The following is a 15,134-nucleotide window of genomic DNA, read 5'->3' on the forward strand; positions in this document are numbered from 1 at the left end:
GGCTCACCCAGGTCTTCCCGCGTGTTCGGTGTGAGACGACGGCTCGTCCATCAGCCCGGATCCAGAAACTGCAGGCAAGATGGGAACATGCTGGTTCCTTCCCGCCGTCGCCTCCGACTCGAAGTCTGGATCGTCCTGGGCCTGTCCCTAGGCCAGTCGGCCGTCTACTCAGTAGTGCAGCTGCTGGACAAGATGACCCGGGCCCCGCTGGCCGAGGGTACGTCCACCCTGAACCGCTCCCAGAGCACCCGTGAATACTTCGACCTGACCTACCAGCTCCTGGACATCATCTTTGCCCTGGTGCCTGTGCTGCTCGTCCTGTACTTCCTTACGGACCAGCGCCAGACGTTGCCGGGTGAAGCTGGCCCCCGTTCTGCGTTCCAGAAGCTGGGGTTCAACTTTGCACGCCCGGGCCGGGACCTGCTGCAGGGCCTGGGGCTGGCTGCGCTGATCGGCATCCCGTCCCTGGGCCTCTACGCGGCAGGCCGCGCATTGGGAATCACCACCGCGATCATCCCCAGCGCCCTCGATTCCTATTGGTGGACTGTTCCGGTCCTCATCCTGTCCGCCATCCGCCATGCAGTGCTCGAGGAAGTCATTGTTGTGGGCTACCTCCTGGACCGCTTTGGCAAATTTGGCTGGAGCATGCCGCTAGCCATCGCGGTGAGCTCCGTGCTGCGCGGCAGCTACCACCTCTACCAAGGCTTTGGACCGTTTATTGGCAACGCGGTCATGGGGATCGTGTTTGCGTGGCTCTACACCCGCACGCGCCGCGTCATGCCGCTGGTCGTCGCCCACGCCTTGCTGGATATCGTGGCTTTCGTTGGGTTCAGCCTCTTTGGCAAGGCCGTGGGGCTGGGTTAACCCAAGCACCCGAGTCCGTTGCCGGTGCGATGCCTTTGCGGTCACCTCAGCGGGCACAGCAGCTCCCGGTCGGTTTGCGGGTCGGGCGGCAAAGTGCGCGGGTCTTCGTAGAACTCATCCCACAGCGGATCGCTGGGGCAAAGTTCATCCGGATGGAGGATGCTGTCGCCTGCCGGTTCTTCGGGTGGCGGGTCGGGCCATGACGGCATCCCGGCAAGCAGCAGTTGCCACTGGACGTCATCGTCCTGAAAAGGTGTCGCATCCGCTTCAGCGTGTTCCGCGGATAGGATTCCTGGCGGCCAGTGTGGTGGTTGGGGGTCTGGGTGTTCGGGTTGGTAGTGGCGTCCGGTGGGTGAGGTCCAGCCGGGTGGTTCGTTTTCAGTTGCCGGATCTGGTGTCCACGTGCTGTGGTGTTTGAGGCGGTGGTGTTTGGGGCAGAGCTGGGCCAGGTTACTGGTTCCGGTGGTGCCGCCGTGGTCCCACGCTTGTAGGTGGTCTGTTTCGTTGTCGCTGGTCTTGTTGTTGCAGCCAGGGAACGTGCACTTGCCATCCCGCAGCCTGATCCAGCGTTTGATGGCCTCCGTGAGCCGGTAGTTTTTTCGGCCGATTTCCAGTGGTGCTCCGTCCCGTGGGTCGACCAACACCCTGTAGAACGAGTCCGCCCCGTCGGCGACAAGTTTCCGGGCCATCGATGCCGGGATCGGGCCGAGACCATCCAGCAGGGCGGCCTCGTCGGTGGCTCCGAGGAGGGAGAACACCGGCACGGTAACCAGGACATCCGCCCGCGGGGTGGGGGCTTTACTGAGCTCAGTGGCATTTCCAGCCCCCAGCAGCAGTGATGCGGCGATGTCGGCGCGGAGCTGGGTGAGGGTACGGGGCTCGTCGGGTCCTTGGAGTCCGCGGGCGGTCGCGGTGGTCCGGTTCCAGATCGCACACGCGGTATCGCCGGGGAGGTAGAGCGAGACCCAGGCCATGCCGTCGCGGTCAGGGGTGTATTCCAACCGACGATCAGACATTCCCTTTACATGGCGTTTCTCGATTGATTCCGGGTGGTGGCGCTCACGCCAGCCACGCACCTTGGCCCGGAACCGTGAGGGGACAAGTTCACCGGGGGCTGCGCCCCGGGCGGGGGTGGGCGCGTCGGGGTCGAAGAAATGCGCCACCAACGCAGCCGCGCCGGCCGCGTCGAGGCCCTCGGTTTCGTCCGCAACGATCTTCGCGTGCTGCCAGGACATGGCCCCGGCGGACAGCGCCTCGAGCACCGGTGGCAGGGAACAGACCCGCCGTGACTGTTCCACCAACGCCCCCGCGGCCGCCGAGCTGACAGTGAGGACCCCGGCGATCTCCTCCACCGTGGACATCTCCGCGTAGGTGCGGTCCTGCACGGAGGCATCCGGCGCGGTCATGGCCTGCTGAAACCCAAAGGCTTCGGCAGTATCCCGCGCCTTCATCGCGGCGAGTTGCGCTTCCAGCCGGGCTGTCAGTTCCAGCCGTTCCAGCCGGATTTCGTAGCGCCGCTGCAGCACGTCGACACAGGAACAAATGCCGGCGCCGGCAGCCAAGGAAGTATCCTCGAAATCCAGCGCATCGAGGGCAGCAACAGAAGCATGGATACCTTCTGCCCCTGCAGCAACACCACCGCTGATTCCCATACCTACATCATCCAGCGACCCACTGACATTCAGGCCTGCGCTGCCACGCCCACATTCTGGCCAAGCCGGCCAGCTGCCAAACGCGCCTCAAGAGAAGAAGCCGAGCGCCGCCGTCGTCCGGCTTCGACGCGGCTGCTCCTTTTCGCAGCCCGAATATCGGGCGCGAAAAGGAACGTGCGTGGCACAGAAAGTGTGCGGCCATCACTGACGGCCACTTAAAAAGAATTCGGCCGCCATGAGGTAGTGACGCCGTTGTTACTACCTCATGGCGGCCGAAGCTGAGCCGGGCACGGCCCGGCAGGCCCGTCTCCCGGACAAGCGGGGGAGAGGGGCGGGAAGCGTCAGATAGTGACGGCTCCGTTGGCGGTTTCGAAGGTGACCGAAAGGATGCCGGGTGTGCCGTGCGGGGCCACCCACTCGACTGCAACATCCTCAAGGGGCTTCTCCACCGGCTCGCCGAGCCACTCGGTCACCCGCGAGGCTGATCCGGCGATGGTCAGGCAGCTCATTTTGAGGTTGCTGGGGTAGGCGTTGGACGGGTGCAGTGACGGGTCCCCCTCCCACTTGAGCATGTAGGGGACCTGGGGGTCGGCGATGAGGCCAAGAATGCCAATCTGCTTCCAGACCAGTTCACGGCCGTCCGGGAATTTGCGGTTGCCGTTGACGGCGGCGCGGCCAAGGCGTTCCTCGAAGGGGGCGAGGTCGTCCACTTCGACGCACCAGCCCATCCAGCCGCCACCGGCTGCGGAACGGGCACGCACTGCCTGCCCGAACGGTGCCTTGTCGGATGCCGGGTGGTCCAGGACCTCCACGACCTCGAGGTACTTGTGCCCGGCGAGCGGGATGATCATATTCCGGGTACCGAAGCGGGGGTGAACCCCGCCCTTCACTGCCTCAACGCCGAGGGCAGTAGCAATACGTTCGGTGGTGGCCGCCAGGCCATCGTGTTCACAGGCGTAAGAGACGTGATCCATGCGCATGCGAACATCTTGGCACTTTGTGATCGGGCTCTCAGCTAAGGGTACCCTTACTGGCATTTTTCCGGTGGCGGCAGGCGTGCGGCGACGCATCAGGACGCCCGGAAGACCTTGTTCGTCACAATCCTGTTCCCGGCCACAGCACTCTTCCTACACTGGGCTCAGGTCATGAGCGCCAGCGCCAAGCCCCGGCTCGCTGGCCGGCAACCCTCCAACCGCGGTGGGGTGCCCCGGGTGAAGACCTGGCTGTCCGGCAAGAGCCGGAAGCAAGCGCGGCCCGTACTGCTCCCAGCAAGCCGGGCCCATGTCACAGGAGACTGAGATGTCCAACGGATGGTCCTTCGAAACCCGTCAGATCCATGCAGGCCAGGAAGCGGACAGCGCCACGGGAGCGCGTGCGCTCCCCATTTACCAGACCACGTCTTTCGTGTTCCCGACGGCCGAGAGCGCGGCCAACCGCTTCGCGCTGGCCGAGCTGGCGCCGATCTACACCCGGATCGGCAATCCCACCCAGGACGCCGTGGAGCAGCGGATTGCCAGCCTTGAAGGAGGCCTCGCGGCGCTGCTCCTGAGCTCCGGGCAAGCGGCAGAGACTTTCGCGGTGCTCAACATCGCCGAGGCCGGTGACCACATCGTGGCCAGCCCCAGCCTTTACGGCGGAACGTACAACCTGTTCGCCCACACACTGAAGAAGTTCGGCATCTCGGTCACCTTCGTGGCCGACCCCGACAACCTGGACCAGTGGCGTGACGCCGTCCAGCCCAACACCAAGCTCTTCTTCGGCGAGGTGGTGTCCAACCCGCGCCAGGACGTCCTGGACATCGAAGGCATCTCCGGGGTGGCCCACCAGGCCGGTGTTCCGCTGATCGTGGACAACACCTTGTCCACTCCCTATTTGATCCGCCCGCTGGAGTGGGGCGCGGACATCGTGATCCATTCGGCCACCAAGTACCTGGGCGGCCATGGTTCGGCCATTGCGGGCGTCATCGTCGATTCCGGCAAGTTCGATTTCAGCAAGGATCCGGAGCGGTTCCCCGGCTTCAACACTCCTGACCCAACGTACAACGGCCTGGTCTACGCACGTGACCTTGGCGAGGGTGGTGCGCTGGGAGCCAACCTCTCCTACATCCTCAAGGCCCGCGTGCAGCTGCTCCGCGACCTGGGGTCGGCGGTCTCGCCCTTCAACGCCTTCCTGATTTCCCAGGGCCTGGAGACGCTGAGCCTGCGGGTGGAGCGCCACGTTGCCAACGCCACGGAGGTGGCGCGCTGGCTGGAGGCAAGGGACGACGTCGAATCGGTCGCCTACGCCGGGCTGCCGTCCAGCCCATGGTACGAGCGTGGCCGCAAGTACGGGCCCAAGGGGACGGGCGCCGTCGTCTCCTTCAACCTGGCCGGCGGTGCGGAGGCGGGCAAGCGCTTCGTCGACGCGCTGGAACTGCACTCCCACGTGGCCAACATCGGTGACGTGCGCTCCCTGGTCATCCACCCGGCATCGACCACCCACAGCCAGCTCACTCCGGAGCAGCAGGTGGTTGCCGGCGTCACCCCGGGGCTGGTGCGGCTCTCCGTCGGCCTGGAACACATCGACGACATACTGGCCGACCTGGAAGCCGGTTTCCGCGCCGCCAAGGACGCGTAGCAGCAGGCGCCAGGCAACGGGCGCTTAGGAGCACAAGTACGACGCCGGGCCGCCAGTCGGGCGGATTGGGCAGGGAGCGCAGTAAGCCGGGAAGTCACAACCAGTCACACTCTTGGCCTGGAGTGGGGGGTGTTTCGTACACTCGAACCAGGTCATGAGTGCCAGTGACAGCCCCGGCTTGCTGGCCGGCAACCCTCCTTCCGCGGTGGGGTGCCCCGGGTGAGGACCTGGCCTGCCGGTCAATTGACGGCAGGCAAGCGCGTAGAAGAGGTCTTGCCATGACGGTTACCGTCACCCGAACCACAGCCCCCGAACATGGAATCGTCCGTTACGCCTCCATCGGCGGCCTCGAACTTGAGGCCGGAGGGTACTTGCCGGAGGTCACGCTGGCCTACGAAACCTGGGGCACACTGAACGCGGACGGCAGCAACGCCATCCTGATCGAGCACGCCCTGACCGGCAGCACGCACGTGACCCGCGGCGACACGGACGAAGAGGGCTGGTGGGAACAGCTGGCCGGGCCGGGCGCCCCCGTCGATACTGACCGGTTCTTCGTGGTCTCCATCAACATCGTGGGCGGCTGCTACGGATCCACCGGCCCGTCGTCGCCAGCGCCGGACGGAAAGCCCTGGGGCTCCAGGTTTCCCCTGGTCACGCTCCGCGACAGCACGGTCGCCGAAGCCAGGCTGGCGGACCAGCTGGGCATCAGCAGCTGGTTTGCCGTCCTGGGCGGATCCATGGGGGGCGCCCGGGCCCTCGAATGGGCCGTCACCTACCCGGAGCGGGTGCAGCGGTGCGCCGTCATCGCCGTAGGAGCCGCGAGCACGGCCGAACAGATTGCCTTTGCCCAGGCCCAGACCCTGGCCATCAGGCAGGATCCGCACTTCAACGGCGGCGACTACTACGGTGGACCGTGCCCGGAGGAAGGGCTGGCGCTGGCGCGCCGGATCGCCCACATCACGTACCGGTCCGCCACCGAACTCGAAGGCCGCTTCGGCCGGGCCCCCCAGGCACCCGAGTCTCCCTTCCGGGGGGAGGTACTGGCGGCCCGGGGCCGGTACCAGGTTGAAAGCTACCTGGACCACCAGGGCAACAAGCTGGTGAAGCGGTTTGACGCGAACAGCTACATTGCCCTGACCGAGGCGCTCATGAGCCACGACATCTGCAGGGGCCGGGGAACCCTTCCTGAGGCCCTGGCCAGGTCCAGCGCGCGGTTCTTCGTGGCCGCCGTCGAATCGGACCGGCTCTACTTTCCATCGCAGTCCCGCGAGCTCGCGCAGGCCCTGCCCGGTGACGTGGACGTCCACATCATCCAGGCTCCGATCGGCCATGATGGGTTCCTTACCGAGATTGGACAGCTGGGCGGCCAGCTGAGGAGCAGCTTCCTGGTCTAGTCCGGTTTCGCTGTCCGTCCGGCGTCCCGCCGCGCAAGGCGGCTTGTGCATTCGTGCAGATGCATTCTGCACTAATGGGCGTTGAGCTTGCCCGACAGGCAGTCCATACTCATCGGGACCGGTTTTCGTGGCGTGCATCACATGTTTGCATCCCGCCCGCGGCCATTGACTGTCCCCGTGGTGTCGACGACGACGCCGAAGGAGTTCGCATGAGTACGGAAAGCTTCGCCGCAAGGCGCACCGAGGAAACCGATGTCAAGGCCTCTGGCCTTAAGAAGGTGGTCGCGGCCTCCATGGCCGGAACCGTCGTGGAGTGGTACGAGTTCTTCCTCTACGCGTCAGCGGCCACGCTGGTGTTCGGGAAGGCCTTCTTCCCCAATGCCGGCACCGATCTGGACGGCATCATCGCTGCCTTCCTCACCTACGCCGTCGGCTTCGTGGCCCGCCCCATCGGCGGCATCGTCTTTGGCCATTTTGGCGACAGGTTCGGACGCAAGCAGTTGCTGCAGCTGAGCATCATCCTGGTGGGAGTTTCCACCTTCCTCATGGGGTGCCTGCCCACATTCCAGCAGATCGGCTACTGGGCCCCCACGCTGCTGGTGGTCCTCCGGTTTGCCCAGGGCTTCGCCGTCGGCGGTGAATGGGGCGGCGCTGTCCTTCTCGTCGCGGAGCACAGCCCCAGCAAATCACGGGGCTTCTGGGCCAGCTGGCCGCAGTCCGCAGTGCCGCTGGGGAACCTGCTGGCCACGGCCGTGCTGTTCGTGCTGTCCTCCACGCTGACGCAGGACGCGTTCCTCGGCTGGGGCTGGCGCGTGGCGTTCTGGCTGTCCGCGGTGATTGTCCTGATCGGCTACTATATCCGTACCAAGGTCAACGACGCCCCCATCTTCCTCGAGGCCCGCAAAGAGGTGGACGCCGGCCACAAAGGCTACGGCGTTGCCGAAGTTTTCCGCCGCTACCCGCGCGGCGTCTTCACCGCCATGGGCCTGCGCTTCGCGGAGAACATCCTCTACTACCTCGTGGTGACCTTCTCCATCACCTACCTGAAGACCGTGGTCCAGGCCGACACCACGCGCATTCTCCTCCTGCTGCTCGTTGCCCACGCCGTGCACTTCGCCGTCGTGCCCATGATCGGCAGGCTGTCGGACCGCTTCGGCCGCAAACCCGTCTACATGGCCGGAGCCGTCATGGGCGCAACCTGGGGCTTCTTCGCCTTCCCCATGATGGACACGAAGAACGACTTCATTATCCTGGCCTCCATCATGATCGGCCTGGTGTTCCACGCCTTCATGTACGCGGGTCAGCCTGCCATCATGGCGGAAATGTTCCCCACCCGGATGCGGTACTCGGGGGTCTCCCTGGGCTACCAGGTGACCTCGATCGTGGCCGGCTCGCTCGCTCCGATCATCGCCGCCTCGCTCCTGGGCACCTATAAGTCGTCCGTCCCCGTGGCCGTCTACCTGCTCATTGCCTGCGCCATCACCGCCGTCTCCGTCTTCTTCCTGAAGGAAACACGCGGCATCTCGCTGCATGACGTGGACGCCGCCGACGCCAAGGGCACGGCCGACCTGCTGGCCGCCGCCAAGAAATAAGGGAACCGATGAAAGCCGCCGTCCTCTACTCCACCGTCCCTCCCGCTGCCGGGGCCCCGGGAACGCAGCGTTATGCAGAGTCCCGCCCGCTGCAGGTCCAGGAACTGGAACAGCCCAGGCCCCGGGCCGGCGAACTGGGCGTCGCCATTACCTACTCGAGCCTGTGCCACTCGGACCTCTCCGTGGTGGACGGCTCCAGGATCCGGCCGCTGCCCATGGCACTGGGCCATGAGGCGGTGGGCCGCGTTGCGGAGGTGGGGGACGGCGTCTCCGACGTGTCCGTGGGTGACCACGTGGTACTGGTCTTCGTGCCGAGCTGCGGCCAGTGCCGGGCATGCCTCTCAGGCCGCCCCGCGCTGTGCCACCGGGCAGCGGAGGTCAATGGTTCGGGCGACCTGCTGCACGGACCCGCACTGCTGCGGACGCCCTCGGGGGAGCGCATCAACCACCACCTCGGTGTCTCGGCCTTCGCCGATTACGCAGTGGTGGCGCGGGAATCAGTGGTGGTAATAGACGACGACGTCCCGGACACTGTCGCCGCGATGTTCGGTTGCGCCGTGCTCACCGGGATGGGGTCCGTCTTCAACACCGCCGGGGTCGCTCTCGGGCAGTCCGTGGCAGTCTTCGGCCTCGGGGCCGTGGGCCTGTCCGCTGTCATGGCCGCGCGCATTGCCGGTGCCACGGACGTAATCGCCATCGACCCCAACAAGGGCAAGCACCAGCTTGCCCTGGATGCCGGTGCCACGGCTGTGGGTACGCCTGAGGACGCGGAGCGGCTGATCGCGGAAGCGGCAGGGGACGGAGTGGATGTTGCCATTGAAGCGGTGGGCTCGGCCGGGGTGATCGCCTCCTGCCTGGAGCGGGTCAGCCGGGGCGGCGCGGTGGTATCGGTGGGCCTGCCCCACCCCTCGGCGGAGCTGACCGTACCGGCCCTGCAGTTCGCCGGAGCGGGCAAGCGGCTGCTGGGCTCCTATATGGGCGATGCCGTCCCCGGCCGGGACATTCCGAAGTACCTCGCGTACTGGCGGGAGGGCAGGCTGCCGGTTGAGCTGCTGCACACTGACACCCGGCCGCTGAGCGAGATCAACGAAGGCCTGGATGCGCTCGCCTCCGGGCAGGTGGTGCGGCGGCTCTTCCAGGCCTGACGCCTTGAGCACGGGCCAGGGCCTGACTCAGCCTGCCAGCAGCCCGGCCCGCTCCTTCACTTCCTCCTTCAGCGCCGCAATCACGGCCTGCACCCGGGCGGACCGGAGCGACTCCGGCCGTGCCACGGCCCAGATGGGCAGCTGGCGTTCAAAGTCGCCGGCCAGCACAGGTACGAAATCCTCCCGGTCGCCCACCATGAAGTTCGGCAGCAGCCCGATACCCGCACCCTGCCGCACTGCTTCCACCTGGGCGAACACGCTGGTGGCCTGGAAACTGGTCCTCGGCAGCGGCAGCTGGGATGACCACCGCGGCCCCAGTTCCTCCACCTGCAGGGCGGACTCGACGTACGAGACAAAGCCGTGCTGCCCTACGTCGTCGAGCGTCTCCGGAAGGCCGTGACGCGCGGCATAGCATCGGCTGGCGTAGAGGCGCAGGTAATAGTTGCTGAGGAAGATGGTCTGGGCGGTGGTGACGTCCGCCCTGCCCACCACGATCTCCAGGTCCACGCCGGACCGGTTTTGGCTGACCTTCCGGGTGGCGCTGAGCATCTCGATGTTCAGCTGCGGGTTCTGCTGCTGGAGCCGCACCAGGGACGGCGTGACGAAGACTGCCCCTACCCCGTCCGTGGTGGCGACGCGGACCAGCCCGGCGAGGGTGCTTTGGTCCTGGCTGATCAGGCCGGAAAGCGCGCCGAGCGTGTTCTCAATGGCCTCAGCGGCCTCCACCGCGGCCGCGCCGAGCTGCGTCAGCTCCCAGCCGTGGGGGCTCCGCTCGAGGGTCCGGCCACCCAACTGCTTGTCCAAGGCCAAGATCCGGCGGGAAATGGTGGTGTGGGTGGTCCCCAGTGTTTCGGCCACGGCATTGAACCGGCCCAGGCGGGCAACGGTCAGCAGGATCAGCAGATCGTCGGGGCTCGGCAACCTTGATGAGTCCACGCAGGACCTTTCGTTGATGTGCATTGATGCACAGATCGTCTGTAATTTTTCCCCTTGATTGCACTCTAGCAGGATGTGATGCTGGACACAGCGAACCGGCTGCGATGCCGGAAGGAAGCAAAGGAGCTTAAACATGGCAACCATCGGTTGGATTGGCCTGGGCAACATGGGCGGTCACATGTCGGTGAACCTGGCCAAGGCCGGGCATGATGTGCGGGGTTTCGACCTCAACCCCGCAGCACTTGACGCCGCCGCGGCCCGCGGCGTCAAGCGCGCCGCCAGCATCGCCGAAGCGGTTGCCGGGGCGGACGCCGTGTTCACCATGCTCCCCAAGGGTGAGCACGCCCGCGCCGTCTACCTCGGCGAGGACGGAGTGCTGGCCCACGCAGACAAGCGCACCCTCCTCATTGACTCGTCCACCATCGACGTCGCCTCCGCCCAGGAACTGCACGACGCCGCAGCTGCCGCCGGCTTCCGCTTCGTGGACGCCCCGGTGTCCGGCGGCATGAGCGGCGCTGAAGCAGGAACGCTGACTTTCATGGTGGGCGGTGAAGAAGGCGCCGTGGCGGACGCCACGGGCTACATCGGTCCCATGGCCGCCAACATCATCCCCACCGGCGGCCCCACCACGGGCCAGGCGGCCAAGATCTGCAACAACCTCATGCTCTTCATCAACCTCGCATCCACCGCTGAAGGGGCCGTGCTTGCCGAACGGCTGGGCCTGGACAAGCAGGTCTTCTGGAACATCGCCTCGGTTTCCTCGGGCGATTCGTGGGCGCTGCGCACCTGGTACCCGGTGCCGGGCGTGGTGCCTACCGCGGCCTCCAACAACGACTTTGCGCCCACCTTCACCACCGAACTGGCCAACAAGGACATCGGGCTGGCCATCAGTGCCGCGGAAGACACCGGCACCCCGCTGGAGATCGGCAAGCACGTCCAGCAGCTGTTCCAGCGGCTTATCGACGCCGGCGCGGCAGGAAAGGACTGCTCGATGATTATCAAGCTCGCGGACGGTTCCCTCCAGCAGCCGGCCGGCCAGGCACCGACCGCCAACTAGCCCCCACGCCAAACGCAGGAAAAGAGACTCCCCTTGGAAACCATTCCGCATTACATCAACGGCACCCGCGTCACGGACGCCGAGCGATTCGGTCCCGTCTTCAACCCAGCCACCGGCGAACAGGAAAAGCAGGTAGTGCTTGCCTCGGCCTCCCGCACGGAGGAAGCCATCGCCGCCGCCCGTTCCGCCCTCCCGGCATGGCGGGCCACCAGCCTGGCCAAGCGGACCACCATCTTTTTCCGGGTCCGTGAAATCCTGACCCAGCGCAAGTCCGAACTTGCCGCTGTCCTCACCAGCGAGCACGGGAAGGTCCTCTCCGACGCAGAGGGCGAAATCGCCCGCGGCCTGGAAAACATCGACTTCGCCACCGGCCTGTCCCACATGCTCAAGGGGGAGCGTTCCGAGCAGGTCTCCAGCGGCATCGATGTCCACTCCATCAGGCAGCCGGTAGGCGTCGTCGCCTGCATCACGCCCTTCAACTTCCCGGCCATGGTGCCGCTCTGGATGATCGGCAGCGCGCTCGCCTGTGGCAACACAGTATTGCTCAAGCCCAGCGAGAAGGATCCGTCGGCCGCCGTCTTCATCGCCGAGGCCTTTACCGAAGCGGGGCTGCCGCCGGGCGTCCTGAATGTCGTTCAAGGTGACAAGGAAACCGTCGATGTCCTGCTGGAGCACCCTGACGTCAAGGCGGTCAGCTTTGTCGGCTCCACCCCGGTGGCCCAGTCGATCTACAAGCGGGCAGCAGAGCACGGCAAGCGGGTCCAGGCCCTGGGCGGAGCCAAGAACCACATGGTGGTCCTTCCCGACGCCGACCTGGACATGGCCGCCGACGCTGCGGTTTCCGCAGCCTACGGATCTGCCGGCGAGCGCTGCATGGCCGTCAGCGTCCTGGTGGCCGTGGGCAACATCGCCGATGACCTGGTCAAGGCGATCTCCACCCGCATGGCGGACCTGGCCATTGGCCCCGGAACCGATCCCGCTTCCCAGATGGGCCCGCTGATTACTGCCGAGCACCGGGACCGCGTGGCATCCTATGTCGCCGGCGCGGAAGCCGAGGGTGCCACCCTGGTGGTGGACGGCCGCTCGCAGCAGTTCGACTCCAACGGCTTCTTCATTGGCGTCAGCCTCGTGGACCACGTCAAGCCCGGCATGAAGGTGTACGACGACGAGATCTTCGGCCCGGTCCTCTCCGTGGTCCGCGTCGATACCTACAGCGATGCGGTCCGGCTGGTCAATGACAACGAGTTCGGCAACGGTACGGCCATCTTCACCCGCGACGGTGGTGCGGCCCGGCAGTTCGAGTTCGACGTCGAGGCCGGCATGGTGGGCGTGAACGTGCCCATCCCGGTTCCGGTGGGCACCTTCTCGTTCGGCGGCTGGAAGAACTCGCTGTTCGGCGACACCCACATGTATGGGCCCGACAGCATCCGGTTCTACACCAGGGGCAAAGTGGTGACCACGCGCTGGCCGGACCCCTCCACCTCGGTGATCGACCTGGGTTTCCCCCAGGTGGACTAGGAAGGCCGATCCAACAAGCAGATTAAGCACAGCAGGCCGGGGACCAATTGTGGTCCCCGGCCTGCTGTGCTTATCGTCCGTGCCTAGCCGTTCATGATGTCGCCGCGGCGCTTCATGTACTCCTCCATGGACAGCTCACCGTTGGAGTACTGCTGGTCCAGTTCCGCCATCTTCCGGGCGCGGAATCCCTGGGGAGCGGAGGGCGACTGGGAGCTGGCGGATCCGGAGGCCTGGCCGTGTCCCTCCTGCTGGGACGGCTGCTGCTGGAACGGGGGCTCCTGGAATCCCTGTTGCGGGAACCCCTGTTGCGGGAATGGCTGCTGCTGGAAGGGTGGTTCCTGCCGGGGACCGTAACGGGGATCCGGCATAGGCGGCTGCCCGTACTGCTGCCCGCCATAAGGCTGCTGGGCGCCGAAGGGCGGCTGGCGGAAGCCCCCGGAGAAGTAGTCCTGCTGGGTGTAGCCGTCCCGCGGCTGGCTGTTCTGCGGGCCGGTTGAGCCCGGGAACTGGCCATAGCCCGGGTACTGGTCCGTCCCCGGAAACTGGTTCTGTCCCGGGTACTGGCCTGGTCCGGGGAACTGGCCGGGGAAGCCCTGGTCCCGGTCCCGGCGCGCCATTGAGCGGCGGTAGGCCCGCATTGCCATGGGGACGACGAAGGACAGGATGATGATCCAGAAAAACAAGCTGCTCACGCTGGCGCGCCTCTCATGTGTTGTCCTTCCAGCGTAACCCCGGGAGGCCTTACCGGCGGCTGGGCTCCGACGTTCCCAGCGGACCTTCCCCGGAGCCCAACGGGACGCCCGGACCAAAGACGGGTCCCGGCGTCGGCCGCTTGGCGGTGATGCCGTCCCCGGACGACTGGTGGCGCAGCCGCCGCAGCACCCACGGCACGAAGTATTCCCGCGCCCAGACCAGGTCGCCGGAGCGGGCTTCGCGCCAGGTCCGGGGTGGCAGCGGCTTGGGCTGCAGGGGCTCCAGCGAGTGCTCCACGTTGAGCGCGTCAAGGACCATGGCGGCGATGGTGTGGTGGCCCAGCGGTGAGAAGTGCAGCCTGTCCTGGTCCCACATCTGGGGATCACTCAACTGCCGGAGGGACCACATGTCCGCGATGACGGCGTCGTGCCGGGCAGCTACGGTGCGGAGGTTTTCGTTGTAGATGGCCACCTTGCTGCGGATCCTGCTGAGCACTGATGAACCGGTGTCGGGGCCGTTGAACAGGACCACCGTGGCGCCGCCCAGGGAGAGGATCTGGACCACGGAATCGAGCTTCTCGGCCAGCACATCCGGATCACCGCCGGGACGGATCAGGTCGTTGCCGCCGGCGGAGAGGGTCACCAGGTCAGGCTTCAGCTCCAGAGCGGGGGCCAGTTGCTGGTCCACGATCTGCTGCAGCAGCCGGCCACGGACGGCAAGGTTGGCATAGGCAAAGTCAGGCTGGGTACGTCCCAGCTCTTCGGCCACCCTGTCCGCCCAACCGCGGTGGCCGCCGGGGCTTGAGGGCTCGGGGTCGCCGATGCCCTCGGTAAAGGAATCGCCCATCGCCACATACCGGGTCCAGGGGTGGGAACCGGGGCGCACGGACGTGGTCTGGATGTCACTTGCGTCAGTCACGGTCCTATCCTGCCTTCCGCCTCGCTGCCTACGCCAACGTAGGTTGTTACCTCCAAGTAACTGGTATGAATGGAAACCATGACTGACGCCGAAGTATTTCCTGCCCCCGTTGTCCTGTGGTCCCATCCGGAAGACCAGCGCGCCGGAAAGCCGCTGCTGGTGTTGCTCCACGGCTACGGTGCCAACGAGCAGGACCTGCTCAGCCTGGCAGACATGCTGCCGGGGGAGTTCGCCGTCGCATCCCTCCGTGCGCCCATCGCCATGGGTCCCGGCTTCACCTGGTTCCCGCTGACGGCCTCCATCGAGTACTCGCTGGAACGGGTCAAGAAGGCCTCGGACTACGTGCTCGACTGGATCGACACCATCCGTGTGGGCCACCCGTCGGTGACCCTGCTCGGTTTCTCCATGGGCATGGCCATGGCCACCACGCTCCTGCGCCAGCGGCCCACGGACTTCGCCGCCGTCGTCGGACTTTCAGGTTTCGTGGTGGACGCCGCCGGCGACCCAACGTTCAGGGACGACGAGCTGGACGGTACGGTGCCCATGTTCTGGGGCCGGGACCAGCAGGATCCGGTGATCACCCAGGACAAGATCGAGTTCACCATGGGCTGGGTGCGCAGGCACGTCAAGCTCACCAAGGTGCTCTACACCGGCATGTGGCACGGCATCAACCAGCAGGAGATCGGACACGTGGGGGAGTTCCTCACCCACGAGGTGCTGAACAAGTAGAACGTACGACGGCGGCCCGG

Annotated in this window: 12 protein-coding genes, 1 pseudogene and 2 riboswitches; of the genes and pseudogenes, 8 read left to right on the plus strand and 5 right to left on the minus strand. The window is 66.1% G+C overall.

Translation table 11 applies throughout. The features are described from left to right. The first annotated feature begins 87 nt into the window (after positions 1–87). Complete coding sequence (locus VXJ37_RS12930; protein WP_331323430.1) at positions 88–864, plus strand: CPBP family intramembrane glutamic endopeptidase; 777 nt, start codon at positions 88–90, stop codon at positions 862–864. Between the two features lie 41 nt (positions 865–905). Here the strand turns inward: VXJ37_RS12930 and VXJ37_RS12935 are convergent, their stop codons facing one another. Together VXJ37_RS12935 and VXJ37_RS12940 are read right to left on the minus strand one after the other, a co-directional pair. Continuing rightward, positions 906–2,516 (minus strand): HNH endonuclease signature motif containing protein, encoded by a 1,611-nt coding sequence (locus tag VXJ37_RS12935; protein WP_331323431.1) that lies wholly within the window; start codon positions 2,514–2,516, stop codon positions 906–908. Between the two features lie 341 nt (positions 2,517–2,857). After that, the gene (locus VXJ37_RS12940) at positions 2,858–3,496 is read right to left on the minus strand and encodes a VOC family protein (protein WP_043452941.1); all 639 of its coding nucleotides are present in this window, start codon (positions 3,494–3,496) and stop codon (positions 2,858–2,860) included. A gap of 161 nt (positions 3,497–3,657) precedes the next feature. After that, positions 3,658–3,772: riboswitch (SAM riboswitch) on the plus strand. 25 nt (positions 3,773–3,797) lie between these two features. Here VXJ37_RS12940 and VXJ37_RS12945 point away from each other — a divergent pair. The 4 genes from VXJ37_RS12945 (at position 3,798) to VXJ37_RS12960 (ending at position 9,263) form a co-directional block, all read left to right on the plus strand. Continuing rightward, on the plus strand, positions 3,798–5,132 hold the full coding sequence (locus tag VXJ37_RS12945) for a bifunctional o-acetylhomoserine/o-acetylserine sulfhydrylase (RefSeq protein WP_331323432.1): 1,335 nt from the start codon (positions 3,798–3,800) through the stop codon (positions 5,130–5,132). A 150-nt stretch (positions 5,133–5,282) separates the two neighbouring features. Further along, positions 5,283–5,398, plus strand: a riboswitch (SAM riboswitch). A gap of 12 nt (positions 5,399–5,410) precedes the next feature. Beyond that, complete coding sequence (gene metX / locus VXJ37_RS12950) at positions 5,411–6,526, plus strand: homoserine O-acetyltransferase MetX (protein WP_331323433.1); 1,116 nt, start codon at positions 5,411–5,413, stop codon at positions 6,524–6,526. Between the two features lie 209 nt (positions 6,527–6,735). After that, positions 6,736–8,118 carry an MFS transporter gene (locus tag VXJ37_RS12955; RefSeq protein WP_331323434.1) on the plus strand — a complete coding sequence of 461 codons (1,383 nt, stop codon included), beginning with the start codon at positions 6,736–6,738 and terminating at the stop codon, positions 8,116–8,118. 8 nt (positions 8,119–8,126) lie between these two features. Then, on the plus strand, positions 8,127–9,263 hold the full coding sequence (locus VXJ37_RS12960; RefSeq protein WP_331323435.1) for a zinc-binding dehydrogenase: 1,137 nt from the start codon (positions 8,127–8,129) through the stop codon (positions 9,261–9,263). A 27-nt stretch (positions 9,264–9,290) separates the two neighbouring features. On the opposite strand, the gene VXJ37_RS12965 is transcribed toward VXJ37_RS12960, so the two are convergent. Further along, positions 9,291–10,223 carry a LysR family transcriptional regulator gene (locus tag VXJ37_RS12965; RefSeq protein ID WP_331323436.1) on the minus strand — a complete coding sequence of 311 codons (933 nt, stop codon included), beginning with the start codon at positions 10,221–10,223 and terminating at the stop codon, positions 9,291–9,293. Between the two features lie 97 nt (positions 10,224–10,320). Between VXJ37_RS12965 and mmsB the strand changes: the two are divergent. Further along, positions 10,321–11,256 (plus strand): annotated as a pseudogene (gene mmsB, locus VXJ37_RS12970) (3-hydroxyisobutyrate dehydrogenase); the annotation flags it as partial. Between the two features lie 33 nt (positions 11,257–11,289). Continuing rightward, positions 11,290–12,774: a CoA-acylating methylmalonate-semialdehyde dehydrogenase gene (locus tag VXJ37_RS12975; protein ID WP_331323437.1), complete on the plus strand. Its 1,485-nt coding sequence runs from the start codon at positions 11,290–11,292 to the stop codon at positions 12,772–12,774. An 83-nt stretch (positions 12,775–12,857) separates the two neighbouring features. Here VXJ37_RS12975 and VXJ37_RS12980 read toward each other — a convergent pair whose 3' ends face one another. Then, positions 12,858–13,466 carry a hypothetical protein gene (locus VXJ37_RS12980; RefSeq protein WP_331323438.1) on the minus strand — a complete coding sequence of 203 codons (609 nt, stop codon included), beginning with the start codon at positions 13,464–13,466 and terminating at the stop codon, positions 12,858–12,860. A gap of 49 nt (positions 13,467–13,515) precedes the next feature. Beyond that, positions 13,516–14,385, minus strand: coding sequence for an SGNH/GDSL hydrolase family protein (locus VXJ37_RS12985; RefSeq protein ID WP_331323439.1), 870 nt, complete (start codon positions 14,383–14,385; stop codon positions 13,516–13,518). Between the two features lie 78 nt (positions 14,386–14,463). On the opposite strand from VXJ37_RS12985, the gene VXJ37_RS12990 reads away from it, so the two are divergent. Next, positions 14,464–15,114, plus strand: a complete 651-nt coding sequence (locus VXJ37_RS12990; protein ID WP_331323441.1) for an alpha/beta hydrolase — start codon at positions 14,464–14,466, stop codon at positions 15,112–15,114. The last annotated feature ends 20 nt before the right edge of the window (positions 15,115–15,134 follow it).

The sequence above is a fragment of the Pseudarthrobacter phenanthrenivorans genome, assembly GCF_036455295.1.
GTDB classification, from domain to species: Bacteria; Actinomycetota; Actinomycetes; order Actinomycetales; family Micrococcaceae; genus Arthrobacter; species Arthrobacter phenanthrenivorans_C.

What these genes read in the sequence shown, in the direction of transcription:
- VXJ37_RS12940 (WP_043452941.1), bottom strand. Translation starts at nt 3,496, where the DNA reads ATGCGCATGGATCACGTCTCTTACGCCTGTGAACACGATGGCCTGGCG.
- VXJ37_RS12935 (WP_331323431.1), bottom strand. Translation starts at nt 2,516, where the DNA reads ATGGGAATCAGCGGTGGTGTTGCTGCAGGGGCAGAAGGTATCCATGCT.
- VXJ37_RS12990 (WP_331323441.1), top strand. Translation starts at nt 14,464, where the DNA reads ATGACTGACGCCGAAGTATTTCCTGCCCCCGTTGTCCTGTGGTCCCAT.
- metX (WP_331323433.1), top strand. Translation starts at nt 5,411, where the DNA reads ATGACGGTTACCGTCACCCGAACCACAGCCCCCGAACATGGAATCGTC.
- VXJ37_RS12965 (WP_331323436.1), bottom strand. Translation starts at nt 10,223, where the DNA reads ATGCACATCAACGAAAGGTCCTGCGTGGACTCATCAAGGTTGCCGAGC.
- VXJ37_RS12930 (WP_331323430.1), top strand. Translation starts at nt 88, where the DNA reads ATGCTGGTTCCTTCCCGCCGTCGCCTCCGACTCGAAGTCTGGATCGTC.
- VXJ37_RS12945 (WP_331323432.1), top strand. Translation starts at nt 3,798, where the DNA reads ATGTCACAGGAGACTGAGATGTCCAACGGATGGTCCTTCGAAACCCGT.
- VXJ37_RS12960 (WP_331323435.1), top strand. Translation starts at nt 8,127, where the DNA reads ATGAAAGCCGCCGTCCTCTACTCCACCGTCCCTCCCGCTGCCGGGGCC.
- VXJ37_RS12955 (WP_331323434.1), top strand. Translation starts at nt 6,736, where the DNA reads ATGAGTACGGAAAGCTTCGCCGCAAGGCGCACCGAGGAAACCGATGTC.